Origin of the sequence: Methyloceanibacter marginalis (assembly GCF_001723295.1) — a bacterium.
GTDB lineage: Bacteria > Pseudomonadota > Alphaproteobacteria > Rhizobiales > Methyloligellaceae > Methyloceanibacter > Methyloceanibacter marginalis.
In genome coordinates, this window is record NZ_LPWD01000007.1 from 1 (window position 1) to 22,802 (window position 22,802).

22 protein-coding genes and 4 pseudogenes are annotated in these 22,802 nt (G+C 63.7%); 17 read left to right on the forward strand and 9 right to left on the reverse strand.

Annotation, left to right across the window (positions count from 1 at the left end; all coding sequences use genetic code 11):
• Both AUC71_RS00190 and AUC71_RS00195 read left to right on the forward strand, forming a co-directional pair.
• Nucleotides 1-449, forward strand: a pseudogene (locus AUC71_RS00190) (glutaminase); the annotation flags it as partial.
• A gap of 193 nt (nt 450-642) precedes the next feature.
• Entirely contained in the window at nt 643-2,175 is a 1,533-nt protein-coding gene (locus AUC71_RS00195) for a PAS domain-containing hybrid sensor histidine kinase/response regulator (RefSeq protein ID WP_069622635.1), read from the forward strand.
• A gap of 5 nt (nt 2,176-2,180) precedes the next feature.
• Here the strand turns inward: AUC71_RS00195 and AUC71_RS00200 are convergent, their stop codons facing one another.
• On the reverse strand, nt 2,181-2,870 hold the full coding sequence (locus AUC71_RS00200) for a response regulator transcription factor (protein WP_158007648.1): 690 nt from the start codon (nt 2,868-2,870) through the stop codon (nt 2,181-2,183).
• Between the two features lie 289 nt (nt 2,871-3,159).
• Between AUC71_RS00200 and AUC71_RS00205 the strand changes: the two genes are divergently transcribed.
• The 9 genes and pseudogenes from AUC71_RS00205 to AUC71_RS20520 all read left to right on the forward strand — a co-directional run bounded on the left by AUC71_RS00205 (nt 3,160) and on the right by AUC71_RS20520 (nt 7,368).
• Nucleotides 3,160-3,447, forward strand: coding sequence for a hypothetical protein (locus AUC71_RS00205; protein ID WP_425283337.1), 288 nt, complete (start codon nt 3,160-3,162; stop codon nt 3,445-3,447).
• Nucleotides 3,448-3,465: 18 nt separating this feature from the next.
• Entirely contained in the window at nt 3,466-3,852 is a 387-nt protein-coding gene (locus tag AUC71_RS00210; RefSeq protein ID WP_069622637.1) for a hypothetical protein, read from the forward strand.
• A gap of 9 nt (nt 3,853-3,861) precedes the next feature.
• Nucleotides 3,862-4,041, forward strand: a complete 180-nt coding sequence (locus AUC71_RS00215; RefSeq protein WP_069622638.1) for a hypothetical protein — start codon at nt 3,862-3,864, stop codon at nt 4,039-4,041.
• Between the two features lie 29 nt (nt 4,042-4,070).
• A pseudogene (locus AUC71_RS00220) lies at nt 4,071-5,464 on the forward strand (APC family permease).
• Between the two features lie 11 nt (nt 5,465-5,475).
• Nucleotides 5,476-5,907 carry a universal stress protein gene (locus tag AUC71_RS00225; RefSeq protein ID WP_083237932.1) on the forward strand — a complete coding sequence of 144 codons (432 nt, stop codon included), beginning with the start codon at nt 5,476-5,478 and terminating at the stop codon, nt 5,905-5,907.
• A gap of 7 nt (nt 5,908-5,914) precedes the next feature.
• A complete protein-coding gene (locus AUC71_RS00230; RefSeq protein ID WP_069622639.1) occupies nt 5,915-6,604 on the forward strand; it encodes a hypothetical protein in 690 nt (229 codons plus the stop codon).
• The gene (locus AUC71_RS00235; protein ID WP_244500720.1) at nt 6,588-6,899 is read left to right on the forward strand and encodes a hypothetical protein; all 312 of its coding nucleotides are present in this window, start codon (nt 6,588-6,590) and stop codon (nt 6,897-6,899) included. Before AUC71_RS00230 ends, AUC71_RS00235 begins: the two co-directional genes overlap by 17 nt.
• A gap of 80 nt (nt 6,900-6,979) precedes the next feature.
• A pseudogene (locus AUC71_RS20515) lies at nt 6,980-7,075 on the forward strand (DUF202 domain-containing protein); the annotation flags it as partial.
• Between the two features lie 119 nt (nt 7,076-7,194).
• Nucleotides 7,195-7,368, forward strand: coding sequence for a hypothetical protein (locus tag AUC71_RS20520; RefSeq protein WP_244500724.1), 174 nt, complete (start codon nt 7,195-7,197; stop codon nt 7,366-7,368).
• Here AUC71_RS20520 and AUC71_RS00245 read toward each other — a convergent pair.
• The 4 genes from AUC71_RS00245 to AUC71_RS20065 all read right to left on the reverse strand — a co-directional run bounded on the left by AUC71_RS00245 (nt 7,365) and on the right by AUC71_RS20065 (nt 11,178).
• A complete protein-coding gene (locus AUC71_RS00245) occupies nt 7,365-8,708 on the reverse strand; it encodes an alpha/beta fold hydrolase (RefSeq protein ID WP_069622641.1) in 1,344 nt (447 codons plus the stop codon). The two genes, AUC71_RS20520 and AUC71_RS00245, sit on opposite strands and share 4 nt — an antisense overlap.
• Nucleotides 8,709-8,837: 129 nt before the next feature.
• Nucleotides 8,838-9,011: a hypothetical protein gene (locus AUC71_RS20055; RefSeq protein WP_204376582.1), complete on the reverse strand. Its 174-nt coding sequence runs from the start codon at nt 9,009-9,011 to the stop codon at nt 8,838-8,840.
• Complete coding sequence (locus AUC71_RS20060) at nt 8,942-10,078, reverse strand: glycoside hydrolase family 15 protein (RefSeq protein WP_244500723.1); 1,137 nt, start codon at nt 10,076-10,078, stop codon at nt 8,942-8,944. The genes AUC71_RS20055 and AUC71_RS20060 overlap by 70 nt, the downstream gene beginning before the upstream one ends.
• Nucleotides 10,030-11,178 carry a glycoside hydrolase family 15 protein gene (locus AUC71_RS20065; RefSeq protein WP_204376583.1) on the reverse strand — a complete coding sequence of 383 codons (1,149 nt, stop codon included), beginning with the start codon at nt 11,176-11,178 and terminating at the stop codon, nt 10,030-10,032. Before AUC71_RS20065 ends, AUC71_RS20060 begins: the two co-directional genes overlap by 49 nt.
• A gap of 495 nt (nt 11,179-11,673) precedes the next feature.
• Here AUC71_RS20065 and AUC71_RS00255 point away from each other — a divergent pair, with 495 nt between their 5' ends.
• A complete protein-coding gene (locus AUC71_RS00255; protein WP_069622642.1) occupies nt 11,674-12,432 on the forward strand; it encodes a flavodoxin family protein in 759 nt (252 codons plus the stop codon).
• Between the two features lie 12 nt (nt 12,433-12,444).
• On the opposite strand, the gene AUC71_RS00260 is transcribed toward AUC71_RS00255, so the two are convergent.
• The 4 genes and pseudogenes from AUC71_RS00260 to AUC71_RS22455 all read right to left on the reverse strand — a co-directional run bounded on the left by AUC71_RS00260 (nt 12,445) and on the right by AUC71_RS22455 (nt 17,435).
• The gene (locus tag AUC71_RS00260; protein WP_280139251.1) at nt 12,445-14,121 is read right to left on the reverse strand and encodes a fatty acid cis/trans isomerase; all 1,677 of its coding nucleotides are present in this window, start codon (nt 14,119-14,121) and stop codon (nt 12,445-12,447) included.
• Nucleotides 14,031-14,510 (reverse strand): fatty acid cis/trans isomerase, encoded by a 480-nt coding sequence (locus tag AUC71_RS21655; RefSeq protein ID WP_069622644.1) that lies wholly within the window; start codon nt 14,508-14,510, stop codon nt 14,031-14,033. The genes AUC71_RS00260 and AUC71_RS21655 overlap by 91 nt, the downstream gene beginning before the upstream one ends.
• Before the next feature lie 350 nt (nt 14,511-14,860).
• Nucleotides 14,861-16,705, reverse strand: coding sequence for a glycoside hydrolase family 15 protein (locus AUC71_RS00270; protein ID WP_069622645.1), 1,845 nt, complete (start codon nt 16,703-16,705; stop codon nt 14,861-14,863).
• Nucleotides 16,706-16,716: 11 nt separating this feature from the next.
• Nucleotides 16,717-17,435 (reverse strand): annotated as a pseudogene (locus tag AUC71_RS22455) (SDR family NAD(P)-dependent oxidoreductase).
• Between AUC71_RS22455 and AUC71_RS20530 the strand changes: the two are divergent.
• The 5 genes from AUC71_RS20530 (at nt 17,367) to AUC71_RS00295 (ending at nt 22,440) form a co-directional block, all read left to right on the forward strand.
• Nucleotides 17,367-17,525, forward strand: a complete 159-nt coding sequence (locus AUC71_RS20530; protein WP_244500722.1) for a hypothetical protein — start codon at nt 17,367-17,369, stop codon at nt 17,523-17,525. The pseudogene AUC71_RS22455 and the gene AUC71_RS20530 overlap by 69 nt on opposite strands.
• 148 nt (nt 17,526-17,673) lie before the next feature.
• The gene (locus AUC71_RS00280) at nt 17,674-17,916 is read left to right on the forward strand and encodes an FAD-dependent oxidoreductase (RefSeq protein WP_069622646.1); all 243 of its coding nucleotides are present in this window, start codon (nt 17,674-17,676) and stop codon (nt 17,914-17,916) included.
• Nucleotides 17,906-18,409: a Rossmann-fold NAD(P)-binding domain-containing protein gene (locus AUC71_RS00285; protein WP_069622647.1), complete on the forward strand. Its 504-nt coding sequence runs from the start codon at nt 17,906-17,908 to the stop codon at nt 18,407-18,409. The genes AUC71_RS00280 and AUC71_RS00285 overlap by 11 nt, the downstream gene beginning before the upstream one ends.
• Complete coding sequence (locus AUC71_RS00290) at nt 18,388-19,101, forward strand: GMC oxidoreductase (RefSeq protein ID WP_069622648.1); 714 nt, start codon at nt 18,388-18,390, stop codon at nt 19,099-19,101. Before AUC71_RS00285 ends, AUC71_RS00290 begins: the two co-directional genes overlap by 22 nt.
• Before the next feature lie 150 nt (nt 19,102-19,251).
• A complete protein-coding gene (locus tag AUC71_RS00295; RefSeq protein ID WP_141701341.1) occupies nt 19,252-22,440 on the forward strand; it encodes an autotransporter domain-containing protein in 3,189 nt (1,062 codons plus the stop codon).
• Nucleotides 22,441-22,802: the final 362 nt, after the last annotated feature.

The following is a 22,802-nucleotide window of genomic DNA, read 5'->3' on the forward strand; positions in this document are numbered from 1 at the left end:
TCGGAAACCGAACACGGCTACCGCAATCGGCCCTGGCGAATTTCATGAGCGCCTTCGGAAATCTGGATCATGCGGTCGACCACGTTCTCGGCGTCTATTTCCACCAATGCGCGCTGTCGATGAATTGCTGCCAGCTGGCCCGGGCCGGGCTGTTTCTCGCGAATGGCGGGGCCATTCCGGCGCCCTATTCAAGAGTTGTCTCGAGCAAGCGCGCCCGGCGCATCAACTCTCTCATGCTGACCTGCGGGCAGTACGACGGTTCCGGGGATTTCGCCTTCAAGGTCGGACTGCCCGGAAAGAGCGGCGTGGGCGGCGGAATCCTCGCGATCGTGCCCGGCGTCGCGTCGATAGCCGTGTGGTCTCCAGCATTGAACGAGCAAGGTAATTCCCTGATCGGGACGCAGGTGTTGGAGCAGCTCGCCGCGAAAGCCGGTTGGTCGATTTTCTAGCGATTCTCTTTCAAACGGCGGACGATGGGGCGAAAAAAAAACGCTGCCCGGCACGGCCCGGCAGCGCTGAAGTCCTAGGTTAGTTACCCCCCGACGATGCGGCGTGCGACCGGCGCTCGCAATTGCGCACAGGGATGAGTGTGGTGCCCAAATGGGGGATACGTGCTCCAATGGTCCAAAAGGGGCTTTCCGTGTGAGTAACGACCTGTTCGAGATCGTCGCCAACTACACATACGACTGGGAGAGCTGGTTTCTGCCGGACGGGCGCGTCCGGTGGATCAACCCCGGGGTCGAGCGCATGACCGGGTACTCCGTCGATGAGTGTCTCGCCATGACCGACTACCCGCTCGGGATCGTCCATCCGGATGATCGGGACGGCGTAAAGTCTCTCCTGCAATCGGCCTTGACGGGCACGAGCGGGAACGATGTCGAGTTCCGCATCCGCCACAAGGGCGGGCGGATAGGATGGGCCGCCGTATCGTGGCAACCGATGATCGGCGGTGACGGCGAAAGGCTGGGCGTGCGCACCAGCGTGCGCGATATTTCCTGGCGGAAAAGCGCGGAGGTTGCTCTTCGGGTCGCCAAGGCCGACGCGGAGCGTGCCGACCGGGCGAAGAGCCGGTTCCTCGCCGCCGCAAGTCACGATCTGCGTCAACCGTTGCAGGCCGTCGGCATGTTCGTCGCGGCGCTGGCGCGGAGCCCCCTGGACGAGGCGAGCCGGGGCATTCTGGACAGCATTCGGGACTGCCTCGATGCCAGCAGCGAGCTGCTCGAGGACCTCGTCGACATCTCGCGCCTTGATGCGGGCGTCGTGGTGCCGGAATTCACCGACGTGGCGGTCGCCGACATCTTCGAATTGCTCGAGAAGAGCTTCAAGCGCGATGCCGAGGCCGGCAAGACCGAGCTCCGCTTCGTCCCCAGGAGCCTTTTTGTCCAAGCGGACCACACCATGCTGGTTCGCATCCTGCAGAACCTGGTCTCGAACGCGCTGCGCTACACCGAGCAAGGCCGGGTCCTTGTGGGCTGCCGGACGCGCGGCGGCGCCGCGATTTTGGAAGTATGGGACAACGGGATCGGCATCGCCCCGGAGGAGCGGGAGCAGATCTTCGAGGAGTTCTATCAGGTCGACAATCCCGCGCGCGACAGGAAGCGGGGCGCGGGTCTTGGCTTGGCGATCGTGCGCCGCCAGGCGGCGCTCATGGGGACCTCGATCGCGGTGCGGTCACAGCCTGGCAAAGGGTCGGTGTTCTCGATCGCGCTACGGCTCGCCGAAAGCCAAGAGAGCGAGACCCAGCCGCAGCCGCTGGTTTCGGCGCCGACCTTCAAGGGGCGGACGATTGCCGTGATCGATGACGAACAGCTCCAGCTGGCGGCGCTGCAATCCTTTCTCGGCGTGTGCGAAGCGGAGGTGATTGCCGCGCGCTCGATCGGCGAGATGCTGAGCAAGCTCGAAGATGCCGAAACGCCGCCGGAGCTGGTCGTCGCCGATTACCGGCTGGAGTCGAATATGACCGGAGTCGCGGCGATCTCGGCGGTGCGCTTCAAGATCGGCCGGTCAATCCCGGGCATCCTCGTCACCGGCGATACGGAGCCGATCCGGATCGCCGAGGCCGAGGCGAGCGGTTGCCGTCTGCTTCATAAGCCCGTGGATCCTGCGAGCCTGGCGACAGCGATCGCACAATTGCTGGCTGAAGACGGAGCGCGGCCCGATGCGGTGTGGCCTTGAAGGCCTTAAGACGTTCTGGTCCGAACGCGGCGCGGCCAGCCGAGATCGGCGGCGATCAGCGCGGCTTGGGTGCGGTTGTGCGCCGAGAGCTTGCGGAGGATGACCTTGACGTGCGCCTTCACGGTGCTCTCGAGGAGGTTGAGGCTCCGCGCGATCTCCTTGTTGGACCGTCCTTCGATCATCAAGGCCAGCGTATTGCGCTGCCGCGGCGTGAGTTGGCGTAGCGGGTTGTTCTCGGGCAGGCCGTCCAAATCCTCGCGCGTATCGTTCCCGCCCTCGGACAGGATCTGGCTGATGACATGCCGGGGGACGTAGATCTCCCCGGCGAGAACCAAGGACACCGCATTTTGTAGAACGCTCTCGCTGGCCGCCTTTGGGATGTACCCCCTGACGCCAAGGCCCATGCACTCGGCGATCTCGTCCGGTTCGGCATGCGCCGAGAGGATCACCACCGGGGTCGCCGGCCGGCGCTCCACAAAGCGCCGCACGCCCGCGATGCCGTTCATCCCGGGCATGGCGAGATCGAGGAAGACGAGATCGAAGCTCTCCTCAGTGTCGAGGACGTCCCACGCCTCGTTCGCATCGCCGGCATCGGAAAGCTGAGATCCCGGAAAAAGCTGTGAGACCAGCAGTTTGAAGCCGGATCGAAACAGCAAATGATCGTCGGCAATGAGGAGATGCATCGGCTTCGCCAATCGGGACCCCGAGCTTCGAGCGGCGCTCGGGGTTGAACCATGGGCCTTTGAGGGTCTCCCGTACATCTAAGATGCAACAAGCCTCCTGTTGGGGCGCCGCTTCCCCATTGGGGGAAGAAACACCCCCGTTTACCCCGTCGACAGCCTGCGAGTCTCGCATGAAGCTATTCGCTTGGGGAAAAAATATTTCCCATACGGAAACACGAGGAGATCCGGGAACAGGGTCCCAAGCGCCAAGAGGGCAAAGGGAGGAGCGACAATGAGAAGCTTAAACGACCGTATTGAGGCGATGTACGCCCGCGACAGGCTCGGCGCCTGGACGTTCGTCGCCGTGCTTTGGGTCGTCATCCTCTTCGTTCTTTTCATGGTCTGGCAGGTCGTGCCCGACCCGGCCATCCGCACCGTCCTCGCCGTCGCCGCCGGTGCCGTGTTGCTGTTCAACACCGCCTCGATCGGCGCAATGGTCAAACACTACCGCGAAGACAAGGACTTCATCTACGGCCTGGACATCCGGCATCTGGACGTCGCGCGCGAGATGAAGGCCGAAGCGGAGAAAGAAGCGGCCCAGCGGGCCTAAGCGACAGGGGGAGTTGGGATGAGCACGAAACCATACAGACCGCCCGAACAAAGCAAGGCCGGGCAGATCTTCGATTCAGTCTTTCTTCTGGCTCTTGTTTACGTGGTGCTCTTCGCGCCGTTGGTCCTCGGCCTGACCGGCGGCGGCACCACGACGAAGACCGTTGAGCAGCCGACCTGGGAAGCCCTGGGTCAGAACGAAACGATGGCCGCTCAGTGGGAGAAGCTCGGTTACACGCCGGAATCGGCCGCCGAGATCATCACTACGCGCTTCGATTACTCGATCAATCCGTTGGCGCTCATCATCACCGCCCTCGTCATCTTTGGGTACTTCTTCTTCGTGATCCGCTTCTCCGACCGCGAATACCGGGAAGTGATCGACGAGCGCTTCGGCCGCAAGAAATAGGAGGCGGGAATGGATTGGTGGAACGTACTCGAATACGGGGCCTGGGCTGTCTCCGTCTTTCTGTTGGGTTGGATGCTGCTCGACGCGATCCAGGTCAACCGGGACTACGACGAGGACCTGCTGACGTCGTCTCGCGAAGGTGAACTCGAAGGCATCAGCGAGAAACACGACATCTCGGAAGTCTCATAAGAACAACGCCAGGGGGAGGTTCAAGGGTCATGTCCACGACGACAGGCGCAGCCGGGGAAGGCCGGCAACGTATTTCGCTATTGCGCGTCTGGGTCCCGCACATGTGTGGGCGCTGGGCGTGGTATCGTTCTCGTCGGAGAGTTCATGGGTTGGAACTTCTCCGTCGGCAAAGGCGGCGCCATGGGGGCGTTGATCGCCTGCTGGGTGATCGGGCTTCTCTACACTTGCGTCGCCATGATCGACTCCGAGGTCACGTCGACCGTCGCCGCGGCCGGCGGCCAGTACGCGCAAGCCAAGCACATCATGGGCCCGCTGATGGCCTTCAATGTCGGCCTCTATCTCGTCATGGCCTACACCATGCTCGAAGCGGCCGACGCCCTCGTCGTGGGCGATCTCCTGACCGCGGTCGCTAGCGAGATGGGGCACGAGGCGCTCGATCCGCGGCCATTCGTGGTGCTGACCATCGCGATGCTGGCCTGGCTCAACTATCGCGGCGTGCTGATGACGTTGAGTGTGAACTTCGTCATCACCGCCGCCGCCTTCATCTCCATCGTCGTGCTGTTCATCGGCGTGCAGCCTGGGCGCCCGGCGCGGCCTTGCATCACCGGGAACTGCTCACCGACTTGCCCTATGGCTGGATCGGCGTGATCGCCGCCTTCCAATTCGGCATCTGGTATTATCTCGGCATCGAGGGCACCTGCCAGGCTGCGGAAGAGGTTCGCTCGCCCGCGAGATCGCTGCCTTACGGAACGATGAGCGGCATCATCACGCTTCTCATCGCGGCGACGATGACGTGGTACGTGGCCACGGGCCTTCTGCCTTGGGAGTTCCTCGGTCAGGCCGCGACGCCGCTTTACGATGCCGCGCGTGTGACGGGCAGCCCCGCGCTTCAGGTGTTCCTGTTCGTCGGCACGATCTTCTCGGCGATTGCCTCGGCGAATGGCTGCATCAACGATGCGTCGCGCTCGTGGTTCTCCATGGGCCGCGACCGCTACATGCCGCTCTGGTTCGGCGCGGTTCATCCGCGCTATCGCACGCCCTACCGGGCAATTCTGTTCCTCATCCCCATCGCGGTGAGCTTCTCGTTCACCGGGCTTCTCGACCAGGTCATCACCTTCTCGATCCTGTCGGGGCTGCTCGGCTACACCTTCATGCCCGTCAACATGTGGATGTTCCGGAAGAAGTGGCCGCTGGGCTCGATCCGGCGGGGTTATGTGCACCCCTACCATCCGCTGCCGGCGATCGTGCTCTTGGCGCTGTGCATCACCACCTACTTCGCCACGTTCCTCGGCTACGGCACCCAGCTGCTCGCCATGATGTGCTTCTACATCGTCGCCTCGCTGTGGTTCGCCTTCCACCGCTACAAATATGTGCGCCGCGGCGACAGTTCACCATGCCCTGGCAACGGCCGATCGGCTACTGAGGGGGGACGCGATGATCAAGAACATCCTTTGTGCCTCCGACGGCTCGAAAATCTCGGCCAAGGCGGTGAACTTCGCGATCTCACTGGCCAAGGATCTCGGCGCCAAGCTGACCGTTCTCACGGTCGAACGGGTCTCGCGGGCCAGCGCGGCAAGGTCCGCCTACTGGGACTCCACGGTCCTCGATGCGGGCGATGCCATCACCCGCGCCGAGTTTCGCTCGGTCGCCGATAGGGCAAAGAAAGCGGGGCTTCGCAAGGTTCAGTGCGTCACCGTGTGCAGCCGGGACATTGCCGATGCGATCGCCGCTTACGCCAAGAAGCAGAAGCACGACCATATCGTGATCGGCTCGCATGGTCACAGAGGCGTCCAGCGGCTGGTGCTCGGTTCGATCGCCGAGGCTGTCGTTGCCGAGGCGCATTGCCCGGTAACGATCGTCCGATGATGCGCGGATGACCATTCTGGCGATCATCACGGCCTGCGTGGGGCTCATCGTTTTGGTCGCGCTGCACCGCCGCGACCAGAAGCGGGTGCGGCAGCAAAGGAGCGAGTTCTTCGCCGACTGCCTCACCGCTCTCGACCGGCCGGAGATCACGCGCGATGCCTTCGGCTATCCAAGGCTTTCGGGATGGTTCGAGGGCGTTCCGGTCAGGGCGGATGTCGTCGTCGACTGCGTTGCGCTCCGCAAGCTGCCATCCCTTTGGCTCAGACTGACCGTCGAGGCGCCGGTGGCGACAGGCGCTGTCCTCGACGTCATGATGCGGCCATCGGGAGCAGAGTTTTTCTCCGCGTTCGAGAGATTGCCCGACCGGCTCGATACGCCGGCGGACTGGCCGGAGCGGGCGGTGATCCGGACCGACGACGTGGCGAAGCTGCCGCCGCCGGAGGCGATCGTGCCGTATGTGGACTTTCTCGGCGAGCCCAAGGCCAAGGAACTCGTCATCGCGCCGAGGGGCGTGCGCATCGTTTGGCAGGCCGACGAGGCCCAGCGGGGCGACTACATGCTGTTGCGCCAGGCACGCTTCGAGGTGAACCGGTTTGACCGCGAGCGCTTCTGTGATCTTCTCCGGCGCTGCACGGCCATTCGCCGTGCTTTGGCCGGTGAGCAGTCCAAGGAGATTCGCCGTGAAGCCGCCGCCTGAGATCGCGGACCGGTCCGTCCTGGAGCGCCGGCCGCTCAACCCTTACCTGATCCTCGCCATCGCCATCGTGCTGCCCGGGGCTGGCCACGTGTTCTCCGGCATGCCGGGCCGCGGGCTGGTCTTCGTGTTCTTCATGCTGCTGTTCGGCTGGATCACCTTTCATCTCACCACGCCGGACCAGTCGCTTGTCGGCCGTTATGCCGGCGGCCTGTTCGTCTACGCGATCTCGATCATGGACGCCTATAAATGGGCCCGGCTCCGCTGGGAATTGTCGCGTAAGCACAATCCCGCCTAGGGGAAAGGCCCCGGCCTTAAGTCATTCTTGGCGCTTTGCGGCCAAGCTGTTCCGCTCCTGACAGCGGAACGGGGCCTGCCATGATCAGATCCTATACGGACCACGCGGCCAATGAGCGGACCTTCCTCGCCTGGCTTCGCACCGGCGTCGCGGTGATCGCCTTCGGCTTCCTGGTCGAGCGGTTCGATCTCTTTATCCTCACGATGGCCGACGCGGTCTCCGTCCCCGGCGCGGCCGCGACCGGCTGGAGGCCTTGTCCCACTCGTTCGGGAGCGGGGCCGGGGAGGCGCTCATCGTGGTTGGGATCGTCTTCATCGTGGCCGCGACCATACGCTTCGTGCGGACGGGCCTCCTGCTCGACGACGCGAAGATTCACGCGCCCGGCATCGTCTTGGAGCTCAGCCTGTCGGTGATCCTCGCCATCCTGCTGATCGCGGCGAGCATCCCGCTGATCCTGCCGCGGTTCTAGAAAAAGGGTATGAGCGACGCCGGGCGGTGCTTGCCGTCTTCCGCCTCCTTGGCGCAGAGACGGTGGCGGTAGTAGCAATCGCCATTGGAGAGCCCGGTGCTTTCCTGAGTCATCTCCGCCATGGCGCCGAGGCTGAAGCGGTACTCCATGGCCGCATCCGGCGCCCATTGCGAGCAGGAGACGCGGACGACACCCTTGTAGGTCTCGTCGCAGCGATTGCGGATGCGCAGCGTGTGGCCGTCCGGCGTAAGAGAAATGCGCAAGCATTGCGGGCGGGACTGATCGCAAGCCGACCCGTCTTCCTGCGGCGTCTCGGCCAAGGCCGCAACCCATTGCTCGGAGACTTTATCTGCTGTGTTGAGATGCGCGAGCACGTCCTCGGTCACGATCTCCGGGACCTCCAGCATGAGATTGTGTCCCGCCTCCACGGTGTGCAGGCGATAGGGGCCGTCCATGTAGTTCACCGTCTCCGTCGCGGCGACACGGCCGAAGGCGCCGTCCTCGCGGCCCCATATAAAGAGAGTCGGTGGCCGGATCTTGCCGACAGGGTCCAGCGAGCGGAACTCGAAGGCCCGGTACCAGTTGAGCGCCGCATGGAGCGTGCCCGGCTCGCCGAACACGCGCTCATATTCCTCGATCTGTTCGGGCGGGTGGTCTTGCCACTTTAGGTATTCGAGGAAGGAGGCCTGGTTGAAGCCGAGCACGAGTTCCGGCAGTACAGGCAGCCGATAGAACACCATGTAGCTTGAGAGGCGGAGTTGCGAGTCTGGTTCGGCAAGCGCGTACGCCAAGGCAGACGGGTGCGGCATGGACAGCGACGTCAGGCTTAGGACACGCTCCGGATAGCGGTCCGCCACGGTCCAGGCGATGGCGCCGCCGAAATCATGGCCGATGACGTGGAACCGCTCGAAGCCGGCGGCGTCGGCGACGGCCAGCACGTCCGTGGCGATCTTGGTCTTGGTGTAGTCGTTCTGCGCGGGCGGCCGCGCGCCCGGGCTATAGCCGCGCTGATCGTAGGCGATGGCGCGGTAGCCGGCCTTGCCCAGCGTGTCGAGCAGCGTCTCCCACATGATCGAGGTCGCGGGGAAGCCATGCAGCAGGATCACGCCTTCGCCTTGGGGATTGCCGAAGCCGGCCGCGCGGGCGCGAAACTCCATGCTGTTGGCCCTGATGCGCACCAGGCCGTCTTGCGTGCCGTCGAACAGGGGGAGCTGTTCCGTCATCTCGGCGTGGCAGTCCGGGCAGTTCGGCGCCAGTAGCAGCCGGTCGATGGCAAAGGCCGCCGTCATGGGCAGCATGAAAATCGCCAGGACGAGCCAGAGCTGCTTGATGCGCTTCATGATGGGCTCTTCCCCCGGGAAGCCTTCTCGTCCCGCCCCTTGGGTCCGAGCCCAGGGCTTCCGGCGCGTTATTATATGGCTGAGCCATACCAGAAAGTGTATCGCCCCGCCATCTCGGGGGATGGCCCTTTAGGCCGGCACGAGCGCGCCCTCGATGGCGACCTCGAAGTTCTGGCCTTCCCAATTGCCGCTCTCCGGCCAGAAAAAGGTGAAGGCGATGCTGTCGCCGGGTTTCAGGGTTTCGGTGGGCAGCTTGGCGACATGCAGGCCGAGACCGGTATCCTCGGTGTCGATGTCGGCCACGTCCTGCCAGCCATTGGTGCCGTAATGCACGCGCGCCGGAGCCTCATCGTCACATAGAGAACGCGCCCCGGCGCGATGCGCTTGGGCCGGTAGCTCGGCCCCCAAATCTCGTAGTCGATCTTGGGTTTCACGCCGCGATAGCGCGCCCAAGTGGCTTGCGGCCGGTCGACGGGGCGTCCGGCGCCCAGGCTGTGGCAGAGCTTGGCGAACTCCGCATGAGCCCAGACCAGCGGCATGGCGGAGCCGCTCGGCTTGCCGGGCACGAGACCGTAAGCCGGGATGGGGTCCGTATCCCAGATCTGTTCAGGGATCAGGCCAAGCGGGCTCGACATCGCCATCATGGCGTCCACGTAGGGTGTCACGTCCTCGCCGGCGCAGAGCGCATAGTGGCCGCGCTCGCCGGTCAGCAGCGGCCAGCCGCGCCCGCGGCCCGTGCCGTTGAAGCCGGTGCCATCGTCGTGCTCGCCGTATCCGTCATTATTATAGCGGTGCCAGACCGGCCCCGACGGCGTGTCGGTCTTCAACAGGGAATCGATAACTTTGATGCTGTCGGTGATGGAGGGATCGTCGGCCGCCCGCAAGCCATAGCGCACGAGCTGCAGGCAGTCGGTCGAGACCTGGCCGCTCGCCGGCAGGTTTGGGTTGTGATCGAGATTCTTGATCGTCACCGCATCGGCGAAGGACTGTCTCTCGCCGGAGGCATCGAGCGGCACGGTGCGAATGAAATAGCCGCTCACATTCAAGTCTTCTGCGAGCGGCGTCCCCCGTACGAAAGCCCAATCCTCGAGCTTCGCGTTCCAATAGTCGGCGACGCGCAGCGCATGCGCCTTCGCCGCGCCTTCGAGATGTTCGGCGCCCTCCACCAGCGCGGCGATGGCGACGGCCAGCGTGAACATATTGATGCCGGCGTCTTCCTCCCAGCGGTCCTGGCATGTAGAGGGGCCTGAGCCGGCGACAAAGCCGACGGCGCGCGTGATCATGTCCGTGATGGGAATGTTGTCGAGCGCCTCATGCTCCTTCAGGAGCGATGCGAGCAGAATCGGAAACGCCGCTTCGTCGAGCTGCAGGCCCTGCCAGAACGGACGGCCGCCGAGCCATTGGTTCTGGAACCAGTGGCCGTCTTCGTGCTGGGTGGCGATGAGGTAGCGCAGGACGTCGCGGGCGCGCGATAGGATTCCATGGCGATGAGCGCGCCCGCGGTCTCGACCAGGTCGCGCGGCCAGACCAGGTGATAGCCGCCGCGGCTCGTGCTCGTCTCGCCCCACGGCACCGAGAGGCTGGCCACGGCGGCGCCGCGATAGGTGCGGTCCTGGTGCACCTTCAGGACCGAGGCGGACAGAGCAAGCCGGTCGTCGATCTCGCCGCCGAAGGCGGCGCGGCGGCATTGGCCCAGCCATTCCTGCCAGGCCTGACAATGGGCGGACCATTCCTCGTCGAAATCGTCCAGCAGCGCCGATACGGAAAGCGTCGCGGCCGCCTCCTTGGTGGAGGAAAGCCCAAGCGCCAGCACGCCGAGCCTTGAGAGTTCGCCCATCAAGGACACGGCGCCGGGTCCCGCCTCGTCATACTCCCAGGTCATGCGGCCATTGCGGTTGAAGTCCTGCCAGCCGTCGCTCACCGCGAGGCAGCCTACGGAGCGGCGGCCGAAGGCGTCGGCGCCGTCGTCGTCGACGGCCGATAGCGCGAGCGCGAACGGGCCTTGCTCGGCCCACAACACGCCGCGGCCGTCATGGGTGGCGACGGTGCCGATATTGTTCTCCGCGTCCTCGCCCAGCCGCGCGGCGAGCAGCACGTACGGCTTGAGGTCCGCGTCGCCCTCCAACGAATAGCGCACCAGCAGCGTATCGCGGCGTTCGGACGGGCAGACCTCGAGCGTGAAGGTGAAGCGGGGATGGCGGTGGATGATCTCGGCGGCCGGCACGCCCGGCGCGGGCAAGCTCACGGTGTAATTATTCAGCCGCCGCAGCTCCACCCAGAAGCCTTTGTCGTCGGCAATGATAAAGCCGAGATCCTTGATCTGGGGGATGTCGATGCGGGGGTAGTAGACCTCGGTGACGATGCCTTGGGCGATGGTGAACCACAGCCGCGATGAGCCGAGGCTTGCGCCCACGACGTCCTTGCGGGCCGGGGCCCAGGTTGGCGTGCTGGGGCCGGAGGGTGCTTTCATGGAAGGTGCGGTCTCAACTCTGTGGCGGTCGAATGTCCGTGGATCGTGATCGAAGGCGCGGACACTGGCAACCGACTCCTTCGTTAGGATGACAATTTTGTTAGCGGCTGCATCGGTCGCGCCGGGCTCCAAGCCTTCCCCGATGCGTGAGCGAACGGTCACGCTCCAGCACGCAGTCGTGACTGCTTGTTATTTGAACGCGCGCGCGGCGTCACGATATCAATCTCGTGCAAGGCGAAACCAACCTCCCAAGGAGCACAACAATGAAAACCATTCTCATCGCTCTCGCCCTCGTCACCGCCGCTGTCGCACCCGCCGCGGCGGAGGGCTTCCCGAATGCCTACCAGACCAACATGGATCGGTAGGTCGAAAGCAGAGGGTGGCCGTCTCCCCCCAGCGGCCACCCTCACTTCGTCTTGAAGAAGCTCTTCTTCCGCGGCACGCGATCCTCGTTAGACTGAGGCGTCTCATATTCGTCAATCTGGAGCCCTCATCATGCCGCTCAATATCCAGCAGGAAGAGCTCTGCGCGCAGAACAAGACCGATTTTTCCGATCTCAAGGCCGTCGCGTTCAACTGTTCGCTTAAGCGCGATCCGGAGGAGTCGCATACCCGCCTCCTGCTGTCGGTTGCCGAAGAGATTATGCGCAAGAACGGCGTGACGGTGGACCACATCCACGGCCTGTCGCACCAAATCCCTTCAGGCGTCTATCCCGACATGACCGAGCACGGCGCCGAGCGTGACGACTGGCCCGCGCTTTGGAAAACCATCGAAGCGGCTGACATCCTCATCGTCGCCACGCCGATCTGGCTCGGTGAGGAAAGCTCCGTCTGTCGAATCCTCATCGAGCGGCTCTATGGCATGTCGGGGATGCTCAACGACAGAGGCCAGAGCCTGTTCTACGGAAAGGTCGGCGGCGCGGTCATCACCGGCAACGAGGACGGCATCAAACATTGCTCGATGAGCATCCTCTACGCGCTTCAGCACCTCGGCTACACTATCCCGCCCCAGGCCGATTGCGGCTGGATCGGCGAGGCGGGGCCGGGCGCGTCATACGGCGATCCTTCGGAAGACGGGCCTGTCGGCGTCGACAACGACTTCACTCAGCGGAACACCACGATTATGACGTGGAACCTGATGCATCTCGCGCGCATCCTCAAAGACGCGGGCGGCTATTCAAATCACGGCAACAATCGCAAAGCCTGGAAGGCCGGGTGCCGGTTCGACTACGAGAACCCGGAACACCGTGCCTGAAGACCTTCGAGATCAGTAGACGGAGTCGAACAGGTCGTAATAAGAGAGGTCGAGGTAACCGGCCTCGATGCCTCGGTGCCGCGTGTTCCACTCAGTGAACCAGTCATAGGTGGCCCAGAGCCGCGCGTCGTTGCGCAAGATGCCGTAGCGGTCACGCAAGGCGTTCCAGTCGGCGAGGGATTGGACCTCCCGCAAGCCGCGCAGGAAGTCGCCCGCCTGTCTGAGATTCATCTCCATGAAGTAGTTGGGGAAGCCGCCGATCACGGTGGGATAAATGCTCATGGTGTAGAGATGCGGCAGCGCCTGGCCGTCCTGGAACAGGATCGTGTCCTGGGAGGCGTAGACCCGGTTGGCAATCAGCGAATAGACGCGCGCCTCGTCGCCGTCGGTCAATTTCAGCAGGATCACGCTCGGCAGGTAGCGCGGAAACTTGTAGTCCCGCGTCTGAGTCAGGAGCGAGGCCGCTTCAATCCAGCCGTCGAAGCTCTCGATCGGCGCGTTTAAGGAGACGTCCGGCTTCTCATGCGGATTCAGGCGGTCGGGCGGGCCGCTGACCGCTTCGCCCATATGCGCCTGGATGTCGTCGACGAGGCTGAGCAAGGGATCGTGCTTATCGGTCTTGACTTGCGTCGGCTGTTCTTCGCCGGCGAAGGGCTCCAGGGCGAGCGCGATCTGGCCGATGCCTTGGGTCCACTTCTCGCGGATCTTCTGGCGTTCGTCCTCGGGCAGGAGCAGCAGGAAATTGTCCTCGAACTCCTGGCGCAGATAGTTGAAGAACACCAAGGTTTCGAGCTTCGGGATGTCGCCGGACCAATATTCGAAGTTGGCGACCGTGTCGTAGTAGATGCGCTCGAAGCCGCTATAGTTCATCAGCCATTGGGTGCGCGGGATGCCGCCTTGGCGTCCCTTCATCACCGAGACATTGCTCTCGTGGCGCAGCACCGTGAGCCAGGCGTTCGGATCTTTTCGCGCGCCGTTCCAGATCGCATCGATCGTGTAGCCCTTGGGCCGCAGTTTCTTCAGCGCGGCGCCGTAGGCCGCCTCGTAAGCGTCGTTGCCGAAGATCGACCGGTCCATGAAGGTTTCCCATGTCTCCAATCCGAGCTTGGGCTCGAGAACCGACACGTCGTCCTTGGGATCGACGAAGTAGACCCAGAACTGGTCCTTGACCGCGAAGGTCGCCGTCTGGCCTAGGCAAACCGGTCCGTAGGTGATGCCGGAAACGATCAGCTCGGAATTCTCCAGGAGAAAGCGGTAGCGCGCTGCCGCCGGAATGGCCTGGTACACCAAAAATGGATTGCCGATTCCCCAGGGGGCGTCGAGCTTCGCCGTGTTGTCCCAGTCGGCGCCGAGGAACAGCTTCTTGAGATGACCGATGTCGGCGTGGTCGAGACGCCAGACGAAATGGTTCTTCTGTACGATCGGCGCGGTGATCTTCTTCAAGCGGTAGTAGAAGCGGTCGACGCCGGCATACGCGTAAGGGTCGGCGTAGGGCAGGGGCGTATCGATGATGTCGACGGGCGCCGGCGGGTTCGCGGCCGCATCGCCGGGCGGCGTCTTGGAGCGTACGAGCTTGAAGTAATCGCCGGGGCTTTCCTTCAGACGATCGTCGCCAGAAACACATGGTCGAAGATGTAGCGGGAAACGAGCTGCGACCGTTTGTCGGCGGCGTTGAAGAAACTTTCCCAGGCGAGGACCGCGGCCGGGTCGGTCACGGTCTCCGCGGCTTGCCGCTCGGCCTTTGTCGGGCCGGGCGACCCTGAAGCCACCCAGTCGCGCAGCGTTTGGAAATCGTCCTCGTCGAGCGACGGCAGGCCGAACGGCATGCCCGAGGCAGGGTTCTGCTTGAGCTGCGTGCCGAGCGCTTCGGGCGTGGCCGGACACTGATGGGCGTAGCGCTTGGCATAAAGCGGCATCAAAGTTTGGCGCGAGAAGCCCGGCTTGTTGTGCCGAGTTCCCGCCTCGATCATTTGATAGAGCAGCGAACGCTGGAGGTTCTCCGGCTCCGAGCCGCCGCGCGACAGCACGGGATAGAATCCGCGTTTCCGCCACTCGGCCGTCGTCTGCACGACGTCCATGCCGGTGCGCGGCGACGCCTCAAAATGGCTCGCATAGGGGTCTCGCCGAAGGCACCGCGCTCGGCCGCGCGATACGAGGTGAGCTTGAGGTTGCAGGGTGAGCCCAGGCAGCCATGACAGGCGACGCAGCGCTTGTTGAAGATGGGCTGGATGTCTTCCGAATAGCTTGGCGCCGCCGTGCTCGCGGCCGGCGCACCGGCTTGCGCTGGCGCCTGCGCTGGATCCGACGTGACAAACGCCGCAAGCACGAGGATCAATATTAGACTTCCGCCCAATGCGCCCTTCGCCCAAGGCCTCACGCGATGGGCCGGTTCGGGGCGAGGGCTTGGGTCGGTCATCGGCGGCGCCGGCTAATGCGCCGCCGGCGGAGGAACCGCGGGCTTTGCCAATTTCGCGGCGTCCTCGGCGTCGCAGCGCTGCTCGACCGGCCTGCCGTCGCGGCCGAGATTGGAGGCGCTGTTGACGAGGGCCAGGTGCGAGAAGGCTTGCGGGAAGTTGCCGCAGAGCCGCTTGGCGGAGGTGTCGTACTCCTCGCTCAAGAGGCCCACATCGTTGCGCAACGAGAGCAGCTTCTCGAACAGCTTCACCGCGTCATCCTTACGGCCAAGCATCAGATAGGCATCGACCAGCCAGAAGCTGCAGGCCAGGAACATACCCTCGCCCGGGGGCAGCCCGTCACTCGCCTTCGAGGTGTCGTAGCGCTGCACGAGACCGTCCTTCATGAGCGTCTTCTCGATCTGCGCCACGGTGCCGGCCACGCGCGGATCGTCGCCCGGCAGGAACCCGACAGTGGGGATCAGCAGCAGGCTCGCATCAACCTGCTTCGAACCGTAGGACCGGACGAAGCTGTTGAGCTCCTTGTCGAAGCCCTTCTCGCAGACTTCTTTATGGATGGTCTCTCTGATTTCTCGCCAGCCCTTGAGGGGACAGTCGAGCTTGAAGCGCTCCGCGCTCTTGATCGAGCGGTCGAACGCGACCCAGGCCATGACTTTCGAATAGACGAAGTTCTCGGGGCCGCTGCGCACCTCCCAGATGCCTTCATCGGGATTCTGCCAGGCATCCTCGAGATGCTTGACGATCGCGAGCTGCAGCTCCCATCCGGACTCTTCGGGTGCAAGCCCGCCCTTGCGCGCCTGGTGGAGGGCGTCGAGCAGCTCGCCGTAGACGTCGAGCTGCGTCTGCTGATGCGCGGCGTTGCCGACACGCACCGGCGCGGACTTCTCGTAGCCGGGAAGCCAGGGAAGCTCGACCTCGTAGAGTCTGCGCTCCCCGGCGATGCCGTACATGATCTGCATCTGCTCGGGGCTGCCGGCGACCGCGCGCAACAACCATTCGCGCCAGGCGCGCGCTTCGTCGAAATAGCCGGTGTTCATGAGTGCGAGCAGGGTGAGCGTCGCGTCGCGCACCCAGCAATAGCGGTAGTCCCAGTTGCGCGGACCGCCGAACTGTTCGGGCAGGGAGGTGGTCACCGCGGCGACCACGCCGCCCGTCGGCGCGTAGGTCATGGCCTTCAGCGTGATCAGCGAGCGCTTGACGATGTCGGCGTAGGGGCCGGTCATGTTGCAATCGGAAGACCAGTCCTTCCAAAACGCCTCGGTATCGTCGAGCAGACTTTCGACGTCGACCAGGGGAGGATCGGGCACGAACGATTCCGCATAAGACAGCGCGAAGGATTGGGTCTCGCCCGCCTTCACGGTGAACTCGCCCTTGGTCCTCAGATTCTCGCCGCGCAGTTCGATGGTCGACTGGAGGACGAGCTTGTTGGGGCCGGCCACGGCGCGCAGACGCTTGTCCGGCAGCATGGTGACCCAAGGCACCTCCAGGCCGTAGCCGAAGCGCACCACGAACTCGGTCTCGAACTCGACCGACCCTTTCTCGCCGACCACGAGCCGGACGAGGTGCGGGTGCTTATCGCAAGGATACATAAAGTCTATGAGCGTGGCGGCGCCGGTCTCCGTCTCGAAGCGCGTTTCGAGAATGAGCGTGTCGGGTCGGTAGCGGCGCGTGACCTTGGCTGTTTGATCCACCGGCGCGATCAGCCAGCGGCCATTGTCGTGATCGCCGAGAATCGCCGCGAAGCAAGCCTCGGAATCGAAACGCGGCAGGCACATCCAGTTGATGGAGCCGTTGCGCCCGACGAGTGCTGCGGTCTCGCAGTCGCCGATCATGGCATAGTCTTCGATGGGGAGCGTCATGACGGACCGGCTTAGAGACCGGGGCTGCTCTGCATGAGCCCGCCGTCAGCGATAATGGTCGTGGCCGTGAGGTAGCTCGCACCGTCGCCGGCGAGGAACGCCACCACGCTGGCGATCTCTTGCGGCTGCGCCATGCGCCCGAGGGGAATCGCCGAGTCGAGCTTCTTGAGCAAAGCGGGGTTATCCATGGTGCTGGTGTTGATCGGCGTCGCGACGGCGCCCGGACCCACCCCCACGATGAGGATGTTGTGCGGTGCAAGCTCGCGCCCGCGGTGCGTGTCAGCATCCGCATGCCGCCTTTGGAGAGGCAGTAGGCCGTGTTGCCGGGCATCGGCCAGTCTTCGTGGACGGAGGTCACGTTGACGATCCGGCCGCCTTTGCCCTGCTTGATCATTTGCTGGGCCGCGAGCTGCGTGCCGAAAAAGGCGCTCTTGAGATTAATGTTCATCACGGCGTCGTACTGATCTTCCGTGGTGTCGAGAACCGAGGTGCGCGTCTCGATGCCGGCATTGTTCACCATCACGTCCAAATGGCCGAACTTGCTGACCGCCGCATCGACCAGCTTCTGGAGGTCGGCGAGCTTGCTCACATCGGCGTCGACGCCGATGCACTGGTCGCCGAGACCTGCGACTTCGCGCTCTAAAGCTTCCGTCGCCTCGGGATGGGCCACGTAGTCGATGACGATATTGGCGCCTTGCTTGGCCAGTTCGAGGACGATCGCCTGGCCAATACCGGTATTGCCGCCGGTCACGATGGCAACCTTGTTCTTCAAAGACATAAGCTGATCTCCATCGCGTGGACGATTTTCATATTCCACTAACGTTGAGCGTAACGACTCATGTTGACGGCCTGAACGCAGGTTAAGCCTAGACATAGGGGATAGCATCGGCAACCTTGCTATCGTCCTAACTTCGACGATCCAATGAGCCTCAACAACGACTTCAGGTCGTCAGTACAGGGAGCACATCATGGCGGCGCAGCATGACGTGATCGTAATCGGCAGCGGCGCGGGCGGCGGCAGTGTCGCTTACAAGCTCGCCAATGCCGGCAAGCGCGTTCTCCTGATCGAAAAGGGACCGTTCCTGCCGCGGGACCGCTCCACTCTCGAAGTGCGCGAGGTGTTCGTCGACGGGGTCTCAAGAACCATCTGTCTGGCTCGACAGCAAGGGCAAGGATTTCGTTCCCGGCGAATTCTACAATGTGGGCGGTAAGACGAAGTGGTACGGCGCGGCGCTGTTCCGCTTCCGGCCGGTCGAGTTCGAGGCGGACCCGGACTACGGCCTGCTCGGCTGGCCTTTCGGCTACGAGGAACTGAAGCCGTATTACGACGAGGCCACGGAGCTTCTGAGGATCACCACTTTCCAGAACGAGCCTCAGCTTCAAGCGCTGCTCGACAAGATCACCACCGCCGAGCCGGGCTGGAAGCTTCATCCGCTGCCGCTCGGCCTGTCGCACGACATCGTCAATCATCCCGAGGAGGCGAAGCACTTCGACGGCTTCGCGTCGCCGTCTGGCTTGAAGTCGGATTCGGAGCGCAACCTGATCGACCACATTCGGGACAAGCCGAATTTCACGCTTCTTGCCGGCACGCCCGTGGCTGAGCTCATCGCGCGCCGGGCGATCCCAGCACGATCATCGGCGTCAAATGCGACGACGGCTCGACCTACGAGGCAGATACGATCGTGCTCGCCGCCGGCGCCATGACGTCGCCGCGCATTCTCGAAGATCATCTCGATGCGAGCGGGCTCACATTGCCGTGCGGCAATCTGGTCGGCGCCAATTTCAAGATGCACATCAACTCCGCGGTGCTCGGCTTCTCGCCCTTCACCGATCACGACGTGCTGCGCAAGACGGCGGTGCTCTACAACGACAAGTTCCCGCATTCCTCGATGCAGTGCCTGGGGTGGATCGACGGTGAGGTGCTGGCGACCCAAGCGCCGCCGGAGATGCCGAACTTCATGGGCAAGCTGCTGGGCAAACGCGCGATCGGCTTCTGGGCGACGACGGAGGATGCCTCGAGCCCCAAGAACCGCATCATCTCGGGCGGGCCGGGCGGCAAGCCCATCATGGATTACAGTCTCGCCCGCATCCCGCAGGCGGTGAAAGAGCACAAAGCCCTGATCGACGATTGGCTCAAGCGCCTGCTGGGCGCGGGGCTGGTCGGCTTCGACAAATATATGGGCATGGGCGGCACGGCCCATGCGCTCGGCAGCATGGTGACTGGCGACGATCCGAAGGCTTCGGTGGTCGACCCGCACGGCAAGGTGCATGGCATGGAGAATCTCTATGTGGGCGACGGCAGCCCGCTGCCGCGCGCGAGCCGGGTCAACCCGTCGCTCACCATCTATGCCTGGGGCCTCAGGCTCGGCGATCACCTGGCCGGCAAAGGGGCCTGACGGGTTCCCGGGCAAACGCCACGCCATTTGTGACGCAACATAAACGTGTGCTGTGGCGGCTGCGCAACAGACTCCAATCCGTGTGCGCCCTATGTTTGGCGAAAGCACGTGTGCGGGGCGGCGCGCCGGGGCTTCCCTGGGGGTGGATCGGTGAGCCAGAAGCGTCATCGTCGACAGCGTCCGCATGCGTGCGTCTCGAGGTCTTTCACAGGACCGCTTCCCGCGATCGCGTCTCGGCCGCAAAGCCATCGCCGCGCGGCCCTGCTCACCGGCACCGCGCTCGCCACCACCCTCCTCCTCGGCTGTCTCGTGGCGCCTATGCCGGCCAGCGCCGTGGAGACTTGCGGCGCTTTCGTGGGGACGGGACCCGATCCGATCATCCTGATCAATCCCGGCGACGCCATCGATTGCGTCAACACCGAAGATCGCGACGGGGATACCGGCGCCGGCACCGGCAGCGCCATCGAGCTCGAGACCGATGCCGACGTCGAATATATCAAGCTCGATACCATCGGCACGCTGACCGCCTCGGACATCGGCATACGCACCGAGACCGACGGCGAGAACAGCACCATCCACATCACCAATCGCGGCGATATCTTCGCTGGCACCCGCGGCATCAGCGCCTTCGTCAACGACTACGACAGCGCCATCACCATCGTGAACAGCGGCGACATCAGCGTCACAGCCCCCGGCAGCAGCTTCCGCAATTACGGGATCTACGCCAGAGAGTTTGGCGGCTACAGCCCGATCAACATCACCAATAGCGGCGCCATCACCGTCACCAGCCCCACCGAGAGCGCCACCGGGATTTACGGGTCGAACGAGGGCAATTACGGCGGCGTCACCATACTGAACAGCGGCGCGATCGCGGTGAATGGCGCGAATAGGGCGACCGGCATCCGCGGTGAGAGCGCCGCGACCGGAAATGCCATCTCAATCGACAACCGCGCCAAGATATCCGCGACGTCCGACAATAGCGCCTTCGGCATCTCGGGATATAGCGAACTCGACGAAAGCCCCGTCATCATACGGAACAGCGGCACCGTCACAGTCCGTGCCGGCAACAACGGTTATGGCCTCTACGCCTACACGGTCAGCGACGACAGCCGGATTACGATCACCAACAGCGGAAAATTAGGCGTCACCGCCGACTACGATGGCTTTGGAGTGTTCGCCAAGGCGGACGCCGATAGCGGCGCGATCAAAATCGAAAACAACGGCGACGTGGCCGTGACCACGAACATCGGCCGCGCTTACGGCATCTACGCCTACACCCACTATGACGACAGCCCCATTCGCATCCTAAATAGCGGCTCGATCGCGGTCGCCGGTCAATATTCGGGTTCTGGCATCTCCGCCGTCTCCGGCGGGACGAACAGTCCTGTGAGCGTCGAGAATCGCGCAAGCATCGACGTCAACGCGCAATATGACGCTATCGGCATTACGGCCCGGACGGTTTACGCGAACAGTCCCGTCAAGATCGCGAATCACGGCGACATCACCGTCACCTCGCAAGAGTTCTGTCCTTGCGGCTTCTCCGCTTACGGCATCGATGTGGTTACCTTCGGCGCCAACAACTCCGTGACGATTACCAACACCGCGGCGATCAAAGCGGCCGGTCCCAGCTCTGTCGGCGTTTCGGTGGTCTCCTTTGGCCCTAGCAGCCCGATCCTCATCAACAATGCCGGCGGCTCGATCTTCGGCGGGTCGGCCGGCATCTTTGTCGACAACACCTACAGCAGCACGACGATCGTCAATTCCGGCGATATCGGCGCGTCGAACAATCGTGCCGTCGTTGGCTATTATGGCCCCGTCGACATCTTCAACACCGGCACCATCACCGGCTTCGTGCTGCTCGACGCCGACGACCGTTTCATCAACCAGGCAGGCGGCGTGTTCGAGGCGCGGCAGACCTCCGACTTCGATGCCTACGGGCCAGGAGGCGCCAACGATCTGTTCCGTAACGAGGCGGGCGGCACGGTGCACGCGGCGGACGACATCACGCGCGCGGAGACGACGCGCTTCGTTAACCTGGAGCGCTTCGAGAACTCTGGCCTCATCTCTTTGGTCGACAACAGACCGGGCGACAGTTTCACCATCTCGAACACGCCGGGCGGCACCGATCTCAAATTCGACGCCGGTTCGGGCTCGCGGCTCGCGGTGGACGCGCATCTCGGCGGACCCGGATCGCGGTCCGACACCTTCACCATCGAAGGCGACGTCTCGGGCGTGACGAGGGTTTCGGTCGTCAACACCAATTACGGGCCCGGGGTGTTCAACCCGTCCGGCATGCGCGTGGTGACCGTGACCGGGGCGACGCCCAACCCGGACGCCTTCAAGCTGGACGAGTCCATCGACACCGGCTTCTTCAATTACGATCTGTTCTTCACGCCGACCGGTTCGGGTCATTGGGACCTTAGAAGCTTTGCCGGCCCGGGTGCGTTCCTGCTGCCGCAGCTCGTCACGGCGGCCCAAGACATTTGGCATCAGAGCGCCTCGACCTGGTTCGACCGCACCGCGGACTTGCGCGTGCTTTTGGCGGGCGGGCCTGCGCCGACCGCTTACGATCCCGGCGGCAAGTCTTTGAGCGCGGCTGAACCTTACGCGCTGACGCCGGCGGTGTGGGCCAGAGGCTCGGGCTCGTGGCTCGACCGCGACGGCACCGAGCGCACCACCGCTTACGGCCGCGACTACACGTTCGACATGGACCGGGATCTGCAGACCCTCGACTTCCAGGTCGGCGTCGACTTAGGAAAACGGGATGCGCTGACCCAAGGCGACGCGCTCGTCTTCGGCCTGCTCGGCGGTCTCGTGCACGGCGACCTCGATTACGACGCACTCGCCCGCAACTTCAATTTCGACGGCGGCCAGGTCGGCGTCTACGCCACCTATCTCAATGGCGGGCTGTTCGTGGACACCCTGGCCAATTTGCATCTCTATTCGCTGGAGACCAGCACGCTGGGCTTCCCATCCAGTCTCGACGCGAACACGGTGGGCTTGCGCACCGACACCGGCTACCGCTTTGGCAGCTTCTCAGGCGGCCCCTTCCTCGAGCCGCTCGCCACCCTCGAAGTCACCTGGGCCGATATCGACGGCTTCTCGCTCGGCGGCAACACCGTCAGCTTCGACGACGACGCGAACGTGCGCGGGCGTTTGGGTCTCCGTGCCGGCACCACCATGGCCGCCTGGGAGGGCACGCTCATGGAGCCCTTCGTCACGGGAAGCCTGTGGGGCAATCTCACCGACGACAATTCCGCGACGCTGGTCTCCACAGGCCGCACCTTCCGCTTCGAGGACCAGCTCGAAGATGTCTGGGGAGAGTCTCGGCGGGCGTGAATGTCTTCAACTTCTCCCAGACCACCGCCGTGTTCGCCAAACTCGACGTCACCTTCGGCGACGACTTGACCGGCGTCGGCGGCAAGGCCGGCATGCGCGTCAACTGGTAGGCCAGCGCTCAAGTAGCGAAGCGGTAGCGCATGAAAAAATGCGCTCAAGGTGCGAAGCGGTAGCGCTAAAAAGATTGCGCGGGTGAGGGGGGGTTGGCTCTGCCCGTTAGAACCACCACCCCCAATCCGGCCCCGAACTTGCACCCCTTAGGGCAGGCTGTTTCAGAGCAGGAAGGGGGACGAAAAAACCTTACTGGCACGGACTTTGCGGCCTTGACAGGGGGGGCGCCTCTCGCCAAGTCATGCCCATAG

Excerpts from the sequence above, each read along its gene's own strand:
- AUC71_RS00230 (WP_069622639.1), top strand. The coding sequence starts at position 5,915 with ATGACCATTCTGGCGATCATCACGGCCTGCGTGGGGCTCATCGTTTTG.
- AUC71_RS20530 (WP_244500722.1), top strand. The coding sequence starts at position 17,367 with ATGGGCCACGTAGTCGATGACGATATTGGCGCCTTGCTTGGCCAGTTC.
- AUC71_RS21655 (WP_069622644.1), bottom strand. The coding sequence starts at position 14,510 with ATGGACGTCGTGCAGACGACGGCCGAGTGGCGGAAACGCGGATTCTAT.
- AUC71_RS00215 (WP_069622638.1), top strand. The coding sequence starts at position 3,862 with ATGGATTGGTGGAACGTACTCGAATACGGGGCCTGGGCTGTCTCCGTC.
- AUC71_RS00225 (WP_083237932.1), top strand. The coding sequence starts at position 5,476 with ATGATCAAGAACATCCTTTGTGCCTCCGACGGCTCGAAAATCTCGGCC.
- AUC71_RS00245 (WP_069622641.1), bottom strand. The coding sequence starts at position 8,708 with ATGAAGCGCATCAAGCAGCTCTGGCTCGTCCTGGCGATTTTCATGCTG.
- AUC71_RS00280 (WP_069622646.1), top strand. The coding sequence starts at position 17,674 with ATGGCGGCGCAGCATGACGTGATCGTAATCGGCAGCGGCGCGGGCGGC.
- AUC71_RS20065 (WP_204376583.1), bottom strand. The coding sequence starts at position 11,178 with ATGAAAGCACCCTCCGGCCCCAGCACGCCAACCTGGGCCCCGGCCCGC.
- AUC71_RS00210 (WP_069622637.1), top strand. The coding sequence starts at position 3,466 with ATGAGCACGAAACCATACAGACCGCCCGAACAAAGCAAGGCCGGGCAG.
- AUC71_RS00255 (WP_069622642.1), top strand. The coding sequence starts at position 11,674 with ATGCCGCTCAATATCCAGCAGGAAGAGCTCTGCGCGCAGAACAAGACC.
- AUC71_RS00205 (WP_425283337.1), top strand. The coding sequence starts at position 3,160 with ATGTACGCCCGCGACAGGCTCGGCGCCTGGACGTTCGTCGCCGTGCTT.
- AUC71_RS00270 (WP_069622645.1), bottom strand. The coding sequence starts at position 16,705 with ATGACGCTCCCCATCGAAGACTATGCCATGATCGGCGACTGCGAGACC.